This window comes from Streptomyces sp. NPDC051105 (genome assembly GCF_040682795.1).
Classification (GTDB): domain Bacteria; phylum Actinomycetota; class Actinomycetes; order Streptomycetales; family Streptomycetaceae; genus Streptomyces.
In genome coordinates, this window is record NZ_JBFBBR010000017.1 from 37,251 (window position 1) to 52,521 (window position 15,271).

The following is a 15,271-nucleotide window of genomic DNA, read 5'->3' on the forward strand; positions in this document are numbered from 1 at the left end:
ACGTCAGCTTTTGAGCTGCTCCAGCGTGGACCGGGTGTCCGTCTTCAGCCAGTCCGTCACGTCGTCGAGCGACGGCGGGTCGGTGTCGCTGTCGTACGAGGAGAAGTACGCGCTGTAGTACATGGTGTACGTCATCCAGCCGTCCCGCACCGCGAGCGTGGCGTACCGAGAGCCGCTGGTGGTGGAGCCGTTGCTGGTGTCCTGGGTGACCAGGTAGGCCTCGTCGCCGATGCCGCTCACCGGGCTCACGTCGTAGTCCGTGTGGCTGTCGCCGTACTTCTTCCAGGTGGCCGTGAACTCGGGCCCCGGGTCGGTCTTCTTGTGCAGGTCGACCGTCATGGTGAGATAGGCGTCCCCGTAGCTGGAGCTGGTCTTCTTGAGACTGAGACTGCAGTAACTCTCGTCCAGCGCGGGGTCCTTCAGCACGTTCTTCGTCGGGGACGAGTCGTCGACGGGGTACTCGTCCTTGAACGACGAGTAGTCCGCGCCGGAGCAGAGGTTCGCGGGCGCCTGGTAGCCGCGCAGATCGGCACCGGTGCCGAAGCCGCCGGTCAGGAAGATGCCGCCCGCCCAGGCGGCGGAGGCGACCACCGCGCCCACGACGGCCCACAGCACGGCTCTCCCGGCCGCGTTCCCGCCCGCCGACGGCGGTGGCGCGGCCGGGGGCGGGTAGCCGTAACCGGGTTGTACGGCATAGGGGTTGCCCTGCTGCGGGCCCTGTTGCGCAGGTGCCGCCGGCTGGTTGACGAGGGTCGGCTGGGCGTAGGGGTTCTGCGGCGGCGACTGCGGGTTCGGATACGGGTACGCGGTCGGCTGAGGCTGTTGGGGTGGTACCGCCGGCGACTGGTCCGGCTGTTGCGGCGGCGAAGGCTGCTGCTGCGGCGAAGGCTGCTGGTGCGGGGGCGAGGGCTGCTGGGGAGTCGACGGCGGTTGCTGCGGCGAGGACGACGGCTGCTGCGGTGGCGTGGACATGTCGTGAAGATAAGGCATTACCTGACATCAAGTCCTCTCCCGGCCAGGACCGTTATCGATTGCGGACATCCGTTGCCGTACCACGACCCCCTGACGACACGGAAGTTGACCGCACGTCAGAAGGCCGGGGCGGGAGCCCCGGCCTTCTCGTCGTGTCCGCGGTCAGGCGGACGCGGGCTGCACCGGCAGCTGGGCCGCCGCTCGTGCGGTGTTCCTCCGGACCAGCAGCAGGGTGACCAGCGCGCCGAGCAGCGAGGCGCAGCCGCAGATCACGACGCCCAGGGCCATGCCGTGCGCGAGGGCGTCCCGCGCGGCGGCCCTGGCGCTGTCGCTGCCCGCGTTGACCACCGCGAGCGGACCGGCGGCGGCCTCCATGCCCGCGTCGGCGCCGCTCAGCTTGCCGACCAGCGCGGAGGAGGCCGCGCTCATCGCGATCGTGCTGATCACGGCGGGCCCGAGGCCCTGGCCGAACTCGCGGACCAGGCTGGTCGCACCGCTCGCCATGCCGGTCATCTCGATCGGTACGGCGTTCACGGCGGCCGACGTCAGCGAGGAGACCACGCAGATGAAGCCGATGCCGAGCAGCAGCACCGGGCCGATGAAAGCGGCCAGGTCGGTGGTGGTGATGGGCAGCGCGGCGATCCAGAACTGGCCGGCGGCCATCGGCAGCAGACCGCCCATCAGCAGCCAGCGCGGCTCGACCCGGGTGAGCATCCTGCTGAGCACGGGTGCCAGGAGCAGCGGGATGAGCTGGAGGATCACGAACGGCATACCGGCGCGCAGCGCGCTGAGGTGCATCACCGCGCCGAGCCGGATGGAGACGCAGTAGGCGGTGCCGATGAAGCCGAACATGCCGGTCAGCGCGACCACCGCGGCGGCGGCGAACGACGGGATCTTCAGCAGCTCCAGGTTGAACATCGGCGACTCGGCGCGGTTCTCCGCGACCACGAAGCCGACCAGCGCGACGGCGGCGAGCACCAGGGCGAAGACGATCGAGGGGCTGCTCCAGCCACGGTCGCCGCCCTCGATGATGCCCCACAGCAGGGCGGTGAGGCCGACGGCGACGGTGATCTGCCCCGGCCAGTCCAGAGCGCGGCCCTCGGGTGCCTTGGAGTCGGTGACCAGCACCCAGCAGGAGATGCCGACCGCGATCCCGAGCACGACCGGCGGCACGAACGCCCAGCGGAAGTCGGCGACCGTGGCGAGGACGCCGCTGGACAACGGTCCCACCGCGGAGGCGAGGGAGATGCTCAGCGCCCAGATCGAGACCGCCTTGGCGCGGTCCTTCTCCCCGGGGGTCGCGGCCGCGATCACGGCGAGGGAGCTGGGGAACAGCGCGGCGGCGCCGACACCGGCGAGGGCCTGCCCGATCCAGAGCATGGTGATGTTCTGCGAGGTGGCGTTGAGGAGTTCACCGACCGCAAGCACGAATCCGCCGAGAACCAGCAGCCGCTTACGGCCGAACAGGTCGCCTACCACGCCGAAATTCAGTTCCAGAATCGCGGTGGGCAGAATGAATGCGGAAGTGACCCAGGCTACTTGCGATCCCGAGGCGCCGAACGCGGCCTGTATTTCCCCGTTGATGGGCGAGGGAACGGTAATGCACAGCTGCGCGGCGGCAACTGCCAGACAACAGGCCACGAGCGTGCCCACGTCCAGTTTTCTCACAGTGTTGGTCATTCCGTACTCCATCTCACGGGTCAACAGTGGTGCCGCGTTCTATGAGTTCGATGAGATTTCCCTCGGGGTCCCGGACCCAGGCCATCCGCACCCCCGATTCGGGGGACGGGCCGGGTTTCAGCACCTCGCCCGCTCCGTGGGCCACCAGGGCGGTGTACACGGGGTCGAGTTCTGGGGTGGCGACCGCGAAGTGCCCGTACCCCTCGGTGAGGGCGGCGGTCATCGGGTCCGGTGCCCGGAGGCCGGGCGAGGACCCGGGCCTGGCGAGGAGTTCGATCCGCCAGCCGTGCGGGTGTTCCAGGACGACGCCGGTCAGGCCGGGACCGTCAAGACGGAACTCGAAGACGGTCCTCAGACCGAAGGCCGTCCGGTACCAGGCGAGTTGGGCGGGCAGGTCGCGTACGTTGACACCCACGTGGTCCAGCCGTGCGTGCATGGGCGCTCAGCCCGCCATCGCGCTGTCGCCACCGTCGACCATGAGGTTGGCGCCGTTGACGAAGGCCGCCTCGTCGGAGCAGAGGAAGGCCGCGGCGCGGGCGATGTCCTCGGGCTGCCCGATCCGGCCGGCCGGGATCCGCGCCTCCAACTGGGCCTTCGGGCCGTCCGGGTCGTCGAGGAAGGGGGCGGTGGCCGAGGTATGGGTCATGCCGGGGGCGATGGTGTTGACGCGGATGCGGTGCGGGGCGCCGGCGGCGCACAGGTGCTTGCTCATGGCCAGCACCCCGCCCTTGGCGGCGCCGTGCGGCACCATCGGCATGAAGGGCGCGCCGCGCACGGCGGCTACCGAGGCGACGTTCAGGACGGCCCCGCCGCCGCGCGCGATCAGGTGCGGCCAGGCGGCCCGGGTGCAGAAGTAGGGGATGTCCAGCTCGTTCCTGATGGTGAAGTACCAGTCCTCGGCCGGCATCGTCTCGAAGGGGCCGTTCCGCAGCGCGGAGGCGTTGTTGTAGAGGATGTCGATCCCGCCGAACTCCTCGATACCGGCCTCGATCCACTCCCGTGCTCCGGTCTCGGTGGAAAGGTCGACCGGTGCCAGCGAACGCATCACGCCGCCGGACTTCTCGACGAGTTCCACGGTTTCGGCGGCGCTCTTCTCGTCGATGTCACAGCCGAATACGGTGGCGCCCTCCGCCGCGAAAACCTGTGCCGCGGCCCGGCCGATTCCAGCCCCCGTTCCACTGATGAAAGCGATTTTCCCGGCCAGTCGACCCATGATTGCCAAGTCCCTTGTCCCATGCCGCCGAAGTGCGGTGGTGGCAGCGTAGGTAGGGCCTATGGCCAGAACAAGAAATGCGTCAGGGAAGGTCCATCGGGGGTTCGTATGGCTGGTATGCGGCCCAGGCGCCCAGGCGAACCGGGAGGGCACGGACGCTGTCGCCGACGAGGCCGGCCTCCCGGGCGAGGCCGGCCTCGGGCACGGCCGATCGTAGGCGCGCCCGAGCCGTCGGGATGCGGGGGTTCCCGGCCACTCAGGTCCGGGAACCGTGCGGGAATATCGGTGCCCCGTGCCATGTTGACGAGCATGCAACGCCGGGTATAGTGCGTTGAGCACCTGTGGTCGCCCCCCTAGCCGGGCGCCGGTGCGTTCCCTCTCCTCCAGCCGCTTCGGCCGTCGCTTTCCGATCGGCCCGTCGGCTTCTTCGCACCACCTCGTGACCAGGGCTTTCCGTGCCTTCCCGAGGTGTCGTTCCCGCCGCCCGGAGGCCTGTGTGCACGCCTCCCGCTCGCGGCCCTCTCCCCCTTCTCTCCTGTCTTCCGTCCTCGAAAGGACCACCTCTCATGACCACCACACTCGAACCTCCCGTACAGCAGCAGGACCGCAACGCCGTCCGGCCCGTCACCGGTGTCCTCGACATCGACGCGGGCGGGAAGGGGCAGCTGCGGGCCCCGAGCTGCCTGTCCTCCCCGGCCGACCCCCAGGTCTCCGCCGCGCTGATCCGCCGTCACGGCCTGCGCAAGGGCGACCTCGTCGAGGGCGTCCGGGGCAACCAGCGCACCCTGACCGAGGTCACGCGCGTCAATGGCCGTACCCCCGAAGAGCTGCGCGGCCGACGTCACTTCCGCGATCTGACCCCGCTCCACCCGCACCAGCGGATCCGCCTCGAACACCCCGCCTCGGGGCTCGCCGGACGGGTCACCGACCTGCTCGCCCCCGTGGGCAAGGGGCAGCGCGGGCTGATCGTGGCCCCGCCGAAGACCGGCAAGACCGTGCTGCTCCAGCAGTACGCGGCCGCCGTCGCCGGCAACCACCCGGAGTGCCACCTCATGGTGCTGCTGCTCGACGAGCGCCCCGAGGAAGTCACCGACATGCGGCGCTCGGTCCACGGCGAGGTGTACGCCTCCACCTTCGACCGGCCCGCCAAGGAGCACATCGCCCTCGCCGAACTCGTCATCGAGCGGGCCAAGCGGCTCGTCGAGGACGGCCGGGACGTCGTCATCCTCCTGGACTCCCTGACCCGGCTGTGCCGGGCCCACAACAACGCGGCCGCCTCCAACGGCCGTACCCTCAGCGGCGGCGTCGACGCCGGCGCGCTGCTCGGCCCCAAGCGGTTCTTCGGCGCCGCCCGCAAGGCCGAGGAGGGCGGCTCGCTCACCATCCTCGCCACCGTCCTGGTGGACACCGGCTCCCGCGCCGACGGCTACTTCTTCGAGGAGCTGAAGGGCACCGGCAACATGGAGCTGCGTCTGGACCGCGAGCTGGCCTCCCGGCGGGTCTTCCCGGCCGTGGACATCGCCCCCTCCGGCACCCGCCGCGAGGAACTCCTGCTCGCCCCGGCCGAGTTGACCGCCGTACGCGGCCTGCGCCGGGCCCTGCAGAGCCGCGAGGGGACCCCCTCCGGCCTGGAGACGCTCCTTGAGCGGATGCGCGAGGCGCCGGACAACGCCACCTTCCTGCGCCGTGTCCAGCCGACCCTGCCGGCGAGCTGACACCGGAGCCGGACGTGCGGCATCCGGGTTGCTCGGGGCGCCCATCCGGCCCAGGCATCGCGCCGGACACCGACTCCCTTCCTACGTTGATCGTATGACGATCGGATTCTCTGACCGATTCCCTCGCCGGGCGGCGGTGTCGACCTGCGCCCTCTGCGTGGCGGGCCTGCTGGCGCTGACGTCCGGTACGGCCACCGCCGGCACCGGGGCGCTGGACCCTGCCCCACGCCCGAGGGCGGTGGTGCCCGGGCCGTCCCTGCTCTACCACTCCGGCACCCAGGTACGGCCGCACTCCGGGGTGCCGGAGGTCCCGGACGTCTCCGCGCTCTCCTGGCTGGTCGCCGACGCGGGCAGCGGCCAGGTGCTGGCGGCGAACGAGGCACATCGCGAGCTGCCGCCGGCCAGCACGCTGAAGACCCTGTTCGCGCTCACCGTGCTGCCGGTCCTGCCGGCCGGTCTGGAGCACCGCGTGACACCCCAGGAACTGGCGGACGTCGGCGAGGGCAGCAGCCTGGTCGGCGTGGAGGAGGGCCACACCTACCGGGTGGCCGACCTGTGGCGCGGGGTCTTCCTCAGCTCCGGCAACGACGCCGTGCACGTCCTGGCCGCGCTCAACGGGGGCTGGGGCCACACCGTCACCCGGATGCAGGCCAAGGCACGTGCCCTGGGCGCCCTCGACACGCATGTCGAGTCCCCCGACGGCTACGACGCACCGGGGCAGGTCTCCTCGGCGTTCGACCTCGCGGTGTTCGGCCGGGCCGGGCTGCGCAACCGCGACTTCGCCCGCTACTGCTCCACCGCCTCGGCCCGCTTCCCGGCCGGCGACGGCTGGTCGTTCGGCATCGAGAACACCAACCGGCTGCTGACCGGTGAGGACGGTGTGCCGCGCTATCCCGGCCTGATCGGGATCAAGAACGGCTACACCACCAACGCCGGCAACACTCTGGTCGCCGCCGCCCGGCGGGGCGGGCGCACCCTCGTCGTGACGGTGATGAACCCCCAGGACGGTGGCGTGTACGACGAGGCCCGTCAGCTGCTCGACTGGGGTTTCGAGGCGGCCGGACGGGTCGACCCGGTGGGCTCGCTGGACGCCCTGCGGGCCAGGCCGCGTCCCCCCTCGGGGCCGAGCACCGTGCCGATGGCGGCGGCCACCGCGCCGGAGGACGACTCCGGGTGGTCCGACACCGCCATGGCCGCGGGCTTCGCCGTACTCGGCGTGGGCGCCGTGACCCTCGCGATGCGGCTCAGGGGCGACCGCTCCGGACGGGACTGACCGGTCGGCAGGCCCAGCAGCAGCCCCAGGGCGATCCAGGTGTAGATGTTGCTGCCGAGGAACCCGTCGATGCCCGACGCGTCGTCGAACCACAGCCACACCACGCTGGTGCACATCACCGCGTAGAGGGCGCCCGCGATCCGCGGGTACCCCGCGCGGGCCAGCAGGGCGAACGAGGGCAGCGCCCACACCAGGTGGTGCACCCAGGTGATCGGGCTGACCAGACAGGCGGCGAGACCGGTGAGCGCGAAGGCGGCCGTCCAGTCCCCGGCCGCCACCGCCCTGCGGGTCCGCCACGCCCACACGGCCAGTGTGAGCAGCACGACCGTCGCCCACAGCGGCTTGTCCGGATGGCCGAGCCGGGCCAGTACGCCCTGCAGCGACTGGTTCGACACGTAGTCGAGCCGGCCGACCCGGCTGGTGTCCCAGAGCGCCTGCGTCCAGTAGAAACGGGACGCCTTCGGGTCGGCCCAGGCGGCGAGCCCGGTGGCGGCGAGCGCCACCGCTGTGGCGACACCGGCCGCACGCCACCTGCGGCCGATCAGGAGCATGCCGATGAACAGCGCGGGGGTGAGTTTGATCGCGGCGGCGAGCCCGATGCCGACCCCGGCCCAGCGGCCCCGCCCACTGCGCAGCAGACAGCAGTCCACAAGCACCAGGGCGAGCAGTATCAGGTTCACCTGGCCGAAGCTGAAGGTGTCCCGCAGCGGCTCGAAGAGCGCCAGCGCGCACAGGGCCAGCGCCCACCGGTACCAGCCCCAGCGCCGCCAGCCCGGCCCGGCCAGGATGCGCAGCACGAAGGCCAGCGCGGCCAGGTTGACCAGCAGTGAGGCCGCGATGGCCAGGTGCAGCCCCACCAGCGCCATGGGCAGCATGCCGAGGGCGGCGAACGGCGGATAGGTGAAGCCGTACGTCGTCCCGGGCACCCGGTAGTCGTAGATCCGGCCGCCGTGGTGCACCCAGGTGTGCACGGTGCCGTAGTAGACGCGCAGGTCGAACCAGTCGCGCAGCAGCGGCACGGTGGCCGTGAACACCGTCACGCCGGCGACGAGGACCAGGACGAGCAGCAGTCTCCCCCGGTCGGTACGCGGTCCTCTCATGCCGTACGTCCCACGGCCGGGGCCTGCGCGGCCTGGTGGGCCTGCCACAGCACGACCACACCCAGCACGCCGCCGGAGACGGCGAGGACCAGCTGGCCGATGTCGGCGGAGCCGCCGCTGGGCAGCACGGCGAGCGCGAGCACTCCGGTGACGGCGGCCACCCGGTGCCGTACCGAGGTGCTGGGCGCCGCTGCCGCTATCAGGAACAGGCCCCAGATCGCGTACCAGGGCCGGATCGCCGGTCCGAAGGCGGCGACCGCGGCCAGGCTCAGGCCGAGGGCGTAGATCGGGCGGGGCCGCAGCCGGACCCATATCAGCAGCACGGTCACCGCGGTGAGCGCGAGTCCGAGCAGATGCCAGGCCGGCACGGCCAGCGGCGCCAGATCGCTGCCGAGGCGTTCCAGGAGCGCGCCGGTGGCCCGGCCGAGCAGGCTGCTGAGCGCCCAGTTGTGCGCGGAGACGGGGGTGTCGAGCGCCCTTATCCACCCGTATCCGGTCCCGGCGACGGCGGTCGCGACCACCGTCGTGGCGCCGGACGCGGCCGCCGTCAGCACAGTGGCGCCCACCGGACCGCGGCCCTTGCGCGCCTGTACGACGACGATCGCGAGCAGCCCCAGTGCGGCCGGTGCCTTCACCAGTGCGGCGAGCGTGACGAGCACGGCTCCGAGGAACGGCCAGCGGCCGAGCGCCGCGACCAGGCCGAGGCCGAGCAGACCGAGCATGATCGCGTCGTTGTGGGCGCCCGCGACCAGGTGCAGCAGCACCAGGGGATTGAGGGCGCCGAGCCAGAGCGCGGCCGCCGGGTCGGCGCCGCTGTGCCGGGCGAGCCGGGGCAGCGCGGCCGCCATCAGGCCGACGCCGAGCAGGGCGACCAGGCGCATCCCGAAGAGCCCGGCCGGGAGTTCGCCCCGGGTCAGGCCGGACAGCAGCGACGCCACGCCCATGAACGCGGGGCCGTACGGTGCGGCGGTGTTCTGCCAGACCGGGGCGACCTCGTCGGCCAGCGGGCCGCCGAGCTGTGCGGGCCCCGCCGCGTAGACGTCCATGTGCGCGTCGACCATCGCGCCCTGCGCGAGGTAGCTGTACACGTCCCGGCTGAACAGCGGGGGCGCGAGCAGCAGCGGGGCCGCCCAGACGGCGAGGACCAGCAACAGCTGGCGGGGGGTGGGCGGTTCGCCACCACGCACGAGGCGGCCCAGCAGCAGCCACGCCGCGATGAGCAGCACGACGCCGAAGTAGACCCCCACCAGGCCGAACGCCGCCTGCACCGAGCTGGGCGCGAGCAGGTCCTCCACGGGGAGGGCGCCGGCGGTCTCACCTCCCAGGGCGAGGAACGCGGTACCGGCCAGGCCTAGCACCTGGGAGCGGCGAAGATCGACGGGAAAAGCCATGGCCAACACTGGCTCAGCGTGTCAAGGGTGGGTGGCCAGAAGGCGACGGGGCGTTTTCCTGGGAGCGGCCTGGCTGTGACTGGCCAGTGATTCGATGTCGGGTGCGGGCCGGTGGGGGCTGGTAGCGCCCGCGCGACGGAGCCGCATGTCGATACAGCCCCACGCCCCTGACAGGGCACTCCAGTTCCGGAGCTGTATGGATCAGCCTCTAGAACAGAGATCAGCCTCTAGAACACTGACAAACCCGTGAGTGTCGTGAATCTGTCCAGCGCCGCCACTCCCGCCACCGAGTTGCCCCGCTCGTCCAGGCCCGGGCTCCACACGCAGAGCGCGCAACGCCCCGGTACCACGGCGATGATGCCACCGCCCACCCCGCTCTTCCCGGGCAGCCCCACCCGATACGCGAAGTCGCCCGCCGCGTCGTACGTGCCGCAGGTCAGCATCACCGCGTTGACCTGCTTCGCCTGGCTGCGGGTGAGCAGACGGCTGCCATCGGCCCGGATGCCGTGGCGGGCCAGGAACGTGGTCGCCAGGGCGAGGTCGGCGCAGGACGCGGCGACGGAGCACTGGCGGAAGTACTGGTCGAGGAGGACCGGCACCTCGTTGTCGATGTTGCCGTAGGAGGCCATGAAGTGGGCCAGGGCGGCGTTGCGGTCGCCGTGCTGGGACTCGGAGGCGGCCACCCCCTTGTCGAAGTCCAGGGCGGCGTTCCCGCTCTCGGCGCGCAGAAAGGCGAGGAGTTCGCCGGCCGCGTCTCCGGTACGGGTCTGGAGGCGGTCGGTGACGACGAGGGCGCCCGCGTTGATGAAGGGGTTGCGCGGGATGCCGTTCTCGTACTCCAGCTGGACCAGGGAGTTGAAAGGGTTGCCGGAGGGTTCGCGGCCGACGTGTTCCCAGAGTTCGTCGCCCTCGCGGCCCAGGTCGAGGGCGAGGGTGAAGACCTTGGTGATGGACTGCGTGGAGAACGGCTGCCGCCAGTCGCCCACGCCGTAGACCGTGCCGTCCAACTCGGCCACGGCCATGCCGAAGCTGCGGGGGTCGCAGGCGGCGAGCGCCGGTATGTAGTCGGCAGGCCGCCCGCGGCCGGGCGTCCGCTCGATCTCCTCCGCGATCCGCTCCAGGACCGGCAGAAAGGCAGGGAACGACGTCATTGTCATGATCACCATTGTGCCTCCGAGCCGGTCCTGGCGCGTACTCGCAGGTCAGACGAGGGGCGACGCGCTGCCGGCGACGACCTCGGGACGCAGCAGGTCGGCGAGCCGCTCGGCGGGCAACAGACCCTTCTCCAGCACGAGTTCGGCCACGCCCCGGCCGGTGACGAGGGCCTCCTTGGCGATGTCGGTGGCCGCCGTGTATCCGATGTACGGGTTGAGGGCGGTGACCAGGCCGATGGAGTTCTCGACCGTCGCCCGCAGCACGTCGGTGTTGGCGGTGATGCCGTCGACGCACCGTTCGGCCAGGGTCAGGCAGGCGTTCCGCAGATGCGTGATGCTCTCCGACAGGGAGTGCAGGATGATCGGCTCGAACGCGTTGAGCTGGAGCTGTCCGGCCTCGGCGGCCATGGTGATGGCGACGTCGTTGCCGATGACCTCGAACGCGACCTGGTTGACGACCTCGGGGATGACCGGGTTGACCTTGCCGGGCATGATCGACGAGCCGGCCTGCACGGGCGGCAGATTGATCTCGCCGAGTCCCGCGCGCGGCCCGGAGGACAGCAGCCGCAGGTCGTTGCAGCTCTTGGAGAGCTTGACCGCGATCCGCTTCAGCACGCCGGACATCTGCACGAACGCACCGCAGTCCTGGGTCGCCTCCACCAGATTGGCGGCGGTGACCAGGGGCAGTCCGGTGATCCCGGCGAGGTGCCGACGGGCCGACTCGGCGTATCCGCCGGGCGCGTTGAGGCCGGTGCCGATGGCGGTGGCGCCCAGGTTGATCTCATGGATCAACTCGACGGCCTCGTCAAGACGGGAGCGATCCTCGTCAATCATGACGGCAAAGGTGGAGAACTCCTGACCGAGCGTCATGGGAACCGCGTCCTGCAACTGTGTACGGCCCATCTTGAGCACGTCACGGAACTCGACGGCCTTACGGCCGAAGGCGTCCTGGAGTACGGACATCGCCTTGAGCAGTCCACGCACCGCGAAGACCGTCGCTATCTTGAGGGCCGTCGGGTAGACGTCGTTGGTCGACTGACCGAGGTTGACGTCCTCATTGGGGTGCAGGTACTGGTACTGCCCCTTCCGGTGCCCCATCAACTCCAGCGCCCGGTTGGCGACGACCTCGTTGGCGTTCATGTTGGTCGACGTCCCGGCACCGCCCTGGATGACGTCGACGACGAACTGGTCGTGCAGTTTGCCGGCCCGTATCTCCCGGCAGGCGGCCACGATCGCGGCGGCCTTCTCCGGCGCCAGCAGCCCCAGCTCCTCATTGGCGAGCGCGGCGGCCTCCTTGACGGCGGCCAGGGCGTCGATCAGATGCGGGTAGGCGGAGATCGGCGTCCCGGTGATGGGGAAGTTCTCCGTGGCACGGAGGGTGTGCACACCCCAGTAGGCGTCAACGGGAACATCACGGTCACCGAGCAGATCGTGTTCGCTACGGGTGACGACGGTGGTGGTCATGAGGGTAGGAATTCCTCTTTCGGAGGGAGTGATTTTTCAGGACCGTGACTGAGGCGCCCCGACAGGGGCGCGGGGAACTGCGCGACCATTCACCACGGACCCCAGCCGCCGACCGACAAGTCGGCCCGACCCACTAGGCGCAGGCCGAAACCGCAACCGGCTCCAGGGACCGAACGGGCCGCACACGCCCGACCTCCCGCCCGCCGCCGAGCAACGCCTCACCGGCGAACTCGGTCAGCAGCTCCGGATCGACCCCGGCCCGCGCCAACGCGGCCGCCGCCACCGAAATCCGCGCCCGGTTCGCGCCATCGGCGATCTTCACGGCCACAGCCCGGCCGTCAGCCAGCGCGGCGACCTGCACGCCCTCGAAGCCGTCCTTGGCCAGCAGCCCCGGCACGGCCGCCATCAGCGCGGCCACGTCACGGCCCGCCCCGGACGCCATCTCGGCATGGTCCCGCATCGCGTCGGCGACCCGCGCCTCCGGCGTCCCCGGCGCGGCGGTCACGATCCGCGACAGGGCCCGGGCCAGCCCGTGCAGGGAGATGGCGAACAGCGGCGCCCCGCACCCGTCCACGGTGGTCCGCGCGATGCGCTGCCCGGACAGGTCCTCGACGATCTCGGCGATCGCCTGCTGGAGCGGGTGCTCCGGCTCCAGGTAGTCGTCGAGCGACCAGTCGTTCAGCTGCGCGGTCCACAGCATCGCCGCGTGCTTCCCGGAGCAGTTCTGCGCGAGCCGCGACGGCTCCCGCCCCGCCCGCACCCAGGCGTCCCGCACGGCGGGGTCGTACGGCAGGTCGGGGATGTTGCGCAGGTCGTCCTCGGTGAGGTCGGCGAGGTCGAGGATCCGCCGGGTGCCGGCGAGGTGGCGTTCCTCGCCGGAGTGGCTGGCGGCGGCCAGGGAGAGCAGCTCGCCGTCGAGCGGCAGCCCGGCCCGCAGCATGGCCACGGCCTGGACGGGCTTGAGGGCCGAGCGCGGGTAGAACGCGGCCTCGATGTCGCCGAGCTGGAACTCGACCCGGCCGTCGGGGCCGAGGACGACGACGGAACCGTAGTGGATGCCCTCGACGACCCCGCCGCGTATGAGGTGGGCGACGGGGGCGTGGAGGGGCTCACGGACGACGGGTGCGGCCGCGGGGGAACTGCTGTACATCACTGCCTGGTCTCGGGTGAGTCGGGACGGACCGGTTCGCGGTTCACGCGTCGGTTCCGGCGGACGGGCGCGCGAGTCGGCCGCGGATGGCGTACCAGCCGGCGACCAGCGCGGCGACGATCAGCGGCAGGCACAGCACGGTGGTGCGTCCGGCGCCGCCGTCGGCGCACATCAGGACCAGGACGGAGGCGAGGAACGCCAGCGTCACGATCTCGGTCCAGGGGGAGCCCGGCAGTCGGTAGCCGGGACGGGTGAGTTCACCCTTCTGGGTCTTCTGCCAGAAGAGCAGGTGACAGAGCATGATCATGCCCCAGGTGGCGAGGATGCCGATCGCCGCGAAGTTCAGCACGATCTCGAACGCGTCGGCGGGGACGACGAAGTTGAGGCCCACGCCGAGCACACAGATTCCGCTGGTCAGCAGGATGCCGCCGTACGGCACCTGGCTGCGGCTCATCCTCGCGGTGAACCCGGGGGCGGAGCCGTTGACGGCCATGGAGCGCAGGATGCGGCCGGTGGAGTAGAGGCCGGAGTTGAGGGAGGACATGGCGGCGGTGAGGACGACGAGGTTCATCACGCCGCCGGCCGCCGGGATGCCGACGTGGGAGAGGACGGTCACGAAGGGGCTCTCCCCCGCCGTGTACTTGTTCCAGGGCAGCAGCATCGACAGCAGGACGACCGAGCCGACGTAGAACAGGCCGACCCGCCACATGATCGAGTTGATCGCCTTGGGCATGATCTTCTCCGGGCTCTCGGTCTCCCCCGCGGCGACGCCGACCAGTTCGACCGACGCGTAGGCGAAGACCACGCCCTGGATGATCAGCAGCATGGGCAGCAGACCGTTGGGGAAGACGCCGCCGTTGCCGGTGATCAGGGAGGGGCCGGGGGCGGCGCCGTCCACGGGATGCTGGGTCACCAGCAGGAAGATGCCGATGCACATGAAGATCACCAGCGCGCTGACCTTGACGATCGCGAACCAGAACTCCAGTTCGCCGAAGATCTTGACCGAGATCAGATTGACGGTCAACACGACGGCAAGGGCGATCAATGCGATCAACCATTGCGGGATGTCGGAGAACATTCCCCAGTAGTGCGTGTAGGTGGCGACCGCGGTGATGTCGGCGATGCCGGTGGTCGCCCAGTTCAGGAAGTACATCCAGCCCGCGGTGTACGCGCCCTTCTCGCCCAGGAACTCCCGGGCGTACGACACGAAGGCGCCGGAGGAGGGGCGGTACAGGACGAGTTCGCCGAGGGCGCGTACGACGAGGAAGGCGAAGACCCCGCAGACCGCGTAGGCGACGAAGAGGGAGGGGCCGGCGTCGGCGAGGCGGCCGCCGGCGCCGAGGAAGAGGCCGGTGCCTATGGCACCGCCGATGGCGATCATGTTGACGTGCCGGTGCTTCAGCGACTTGCTGTAGCCGTGGTCTCCGGCGTCGACGTGACGGGACGAGGGGCGCGTCTCGTCTTTGAGGTGCTGTTCGCTCACGCCTCGGTTCCGCCTTCCGTGTGCTCGTCCGTGCGCGCGGGGCGCACGATGTGGGTGAGGGTCGTCTCGACGCGGTCCAGGTGGTGGCTCATGGCGTCCACGGCGTCGGGTTCGGAACCGTCGATCAGCGCCTCGACGATGGCCCGGTGCTCCCGGTTGGACTGCTCGCGGCGGCCGCCGAGTTCGTTGAGGAAGGCCGACTGACGCGCCAGTGCGTCCCGGATCTCCTCGATGACCCGGCGGAAGACCGGGTTCTGGGCGGCCTCGGCCACGGCGAGGTGGAAGAGGGTGTCCATCGCGACCCACGCGGTGGTGTCCGTCTCCCGCTCCATGCGGTCGAGCAGATGGGCCAGGTGGTCCAGGTTCTCCGGGGTGCGGCGCAGCGCCGCGTACCCGGCGACCGGGATCTCGATGTGCCGGCGCACTTCGAGCAGGTCGCTGGCCGCGTAGTCGCCGAAGGTGGGGTCCTCGACGGCGCTGGCGACGACGAAGGTGCCCTTGCCGGTCTTGGAGACGGTCAGGCCCATCGTCTGCAGGGCCCGCAGGGCCTCGCGCAGGACGGGCCTGCTGACCTCCAGGGTGCGGCACAGCTCCGCCTCGGAGGGGAGCTTGTCGCCTACGGCGTACTCGCCACGCTCGATGGCGCCGCGCAGATGCGCCAGTACCGCCTCCATGG

General features: G+C 70.8%; 12 protein-coding genes and 1 pseudogene. 2 read left to right on the forward strand and 11 right to left on the reverse strand.

Annotation, left to right across the window (positions count from 1 at the left end; translation table 11 throughout):
* Positions 1–3: 3 nt before the first annotated feature.
* The 4 genes from AB0N16_RS33380 to AB0N16_RS33395 all read right to left on the reverse strand — a co-directional run bounded on the left by AB0N16_RS33380 (position 4) and on the right by AB0N16_RS33395 (position 3,865).
* Entirely contained in the window at positions 4–972 is a 969-nt protein-coding gene (locus AB0N16_RS33380; RefSeq protein WP_365803298.1) for a hypothetical protein, read from the reverse strand.
* 162 nt (positions 973–1,134) lie between these two features.
* Entirely contained in the window at positions 1,135–2,664 is a 1,530-nt protein-coding gene (locus tag AB0N16_RS33385; RefSeq protein WP_365803300.1) for an MFS transporter, read from the reverse strand.
* A 1-nt stretch (position 2,665) separates the two neighbouring features.
* Positions 2,666–3,088 (reverse strand): VOC family protein, encoded by a 423-nt coding sequence (locus AB0N16_RS33390; protein ID WP_365803302.1) that lies wholly within the window; start codon positions 3,086–3,088, stop codon positions 2,666–2,668.
* Between the two features lie 6 nt (positions 3,089–3,094).
* Entirely contained in the window at positions 3,095–3,865 is a 771-nt protein-coding gene (locus AB0N16_RS33395; RefSeq protein ID WP_365803304.1) for an SDR family oxidoreductase, read from the reverse strand.
* A gap of 566 nt (positions 3,866–4,431) precedes the next feature.
* On the opposite strand from AB0N16_RS33395, the gene rho reads away from it, so the two are divergent.
* Complete coding sequence (gene rho / locus AB0N16_RS33400) at positions 4,432–5,580, forward strand: transcription termination factor Rho (protein ID WP_365803307.1); 1,149 nt, start codon at positions 4,432–4,434, stop codon at positions 5,578–5,580.
* Positions 5,581–5,674: 94 nt separating this feature from the next.
* Positions 5,675–6,667: pseudogene (locus AB0N16_RS33405) on the forward strand (serine hydrolase); the annotation flags it as partial.
* Here the strand turns inward: AB0N16_RS33405 and AB0N16_RS33410 are convergent.
* The 7 genes from AB0N16_RS33410 to AB0N16_RS33440 form a co-directional block, all read right to left on the reverse strand.
* Positions 6,610–7,953: a glycosyltransferase family 87 protein gene (locus tag AB0N16_RS33410; RefSeq protein WP_365803309.1), complete on the reverse strand. Its 1,344-nt coding sequence runs from the start codon at positions 7,951–7,953 to the stop codon at positions 6,610–6,612. The pseudogene AB0N16_RS33405 and the gene AB0N16_RS33410 overlap by 58 nt on opposite strands.
* Positions 7,950–9,344: a polyprenol phosphomannose-dependent alpha 1,6 mannosyltransferase MptB gene (gene mptB / locus AB0N16_RS33415; RefSeq protein WP_365803311.1), complete on the reverse strand. Its 1,395-nt coding sequence runs from the start codon at positions 9,342–9,344 to the stop codon at positions 7,950–7,952. The genes AB0N16_RS33410 and mptB overlap by 4 nt, the downstream gene beginning before the upstream one ends.
* A 227-nt stretch (positions 9,345–9,571) precedes the next feature.
* The gene (locus AB0N16_RS33420; protein WP_365803313.1) at positions 9,572–10,510 is read right to left on the reverse strand and encodes a glutaminase; all 939 of its coding nucleotides are present in this window, start codon (positions 10,508–10,510) and stop codon (positions 9,572–9,574) included.
* 36 nt (positions 10,511–10,546) lie between these two features.
* Positions 10,547–11,962: an aspartate ammonia-lyase gene (aspA, locus tag AB0N16_RS33425; protein WP_365803315.1), complete on the reverse strand. Its 1,416-nt coding sequence runs from the start codon at positions 11,960–11,962 to the stop codon at positions 10,547–10,549.
* A 133-nt stretch (positions 11,963–12,095) separates the two neighbouring features.
* Entirely contained in the window at positions 12,096–13,112 is a 1,017-nt protein-coding gene (locus AB0N16_RS33430; RefSeq protein WP_365803317.1) for an asparaginase, read from the reverse strand.
* 43 nt (positions 13,113–13,155) lie between these two features.
* A complete protein-coding gene (locus tag AB0N16_RS33435) occupies positions 13,156–14,595 on the reverse strand; it encodes an amino acid permease (protein ID WP_365803319.1) in 1,440 nt (479 codons plus the stop codon).
* Complete coding sequence (locus tag AB0N16_RS33440; protein ID WP_351736505.1) at positions 14,592–15,269, reverse strand: FadR/GntR family transcriptional regulator; 678 nt, start codon at positions 15,267–15,269, stop codon at positions 14,592–14,594. The genes AB0N16_RS33435 and AB0N16_RS33440 overlap by 4 nt, the downstream gene beginning before the upstream one ends.
* Positions 15,270–15,271: the final 2 nt, after the last annotated feature.

Coding starts and splice junctions, on each gene's coding strand:
- AB0N16_RS33380 (WP_365803298.1), bottom strand. CDS start 972: ATGTCCACGCCACCGCAGCAGCCGTCGTCCTCGCCGCAGCAACCGCCG.
- AB0N16_RS33385 (WP_365803300.1), bottom strand. CDS start 2,664: ATGGAGTACGGAATGACCAACACTGTGAGAAAACTGGACGTGGGCACG.
- AB0N16_RS33390 (WP_365803302.1), bottom strand. CDS start 3,088: ATGCACGCACGGCTGGACCACGTGGGTGTCAACGTACGCGACCTGCCC.
- AB0N16_RS33395 (WP_365803304.1), bottom strand. CDS start 3,865: ATGGGTCGACTGGCCGGGAAAATCGCTTTCATCAGTGGAACGGGGGCT.
- rho (WP_365803307.1), top strand. CDS start 4,432: ATGACCACCACACTCGAACCTCCCGTACAGCAGCAGGACCGCAACGCC.
- AB0N16_RS33410 (WP_365803309.1), bottom strand. CDS start 7,953: ATGAGAGGACCGCGTACCGACCGGGGGAGACTGCTGCTCGTCCTGGTC.
- mptB (WP_365803311.1), bottom strand. CDS start 9,344: ATGGCTTTTCCCGTCGATCTTCGCCGCTCCCAGGTGCTAGGCCTGGCC.
- AB0N16_RS33420 (WP_365803313.1), bottom strand. CDS start 10,510: ATGGTGATCATGACAATGACGTCGTTCCCTGCCTTTCTGCCGGTCCTG.
- aspA (WP_365803315.1), bottom strand. CDS start 11,962: ATGACCACCACCGTCGTCACCCGTAGCGAACACGATCTGCTCGGTGAC.
- AB0N16_RS33430 (WP_365803317.1), bottom strand. CDS start 13,112: ATGTACAGCAGTTCCCCCGCGGCCGCACCCGTCGTCCGTGAGCCCCTC.
- AB0N16_RS33440 (WP_351736505.1), bottom strand. CDS start 15,269: ATGGAGGCGGTACTGGCGCATCTGCGCGGCGCCATCGAGCGTGGCGAG.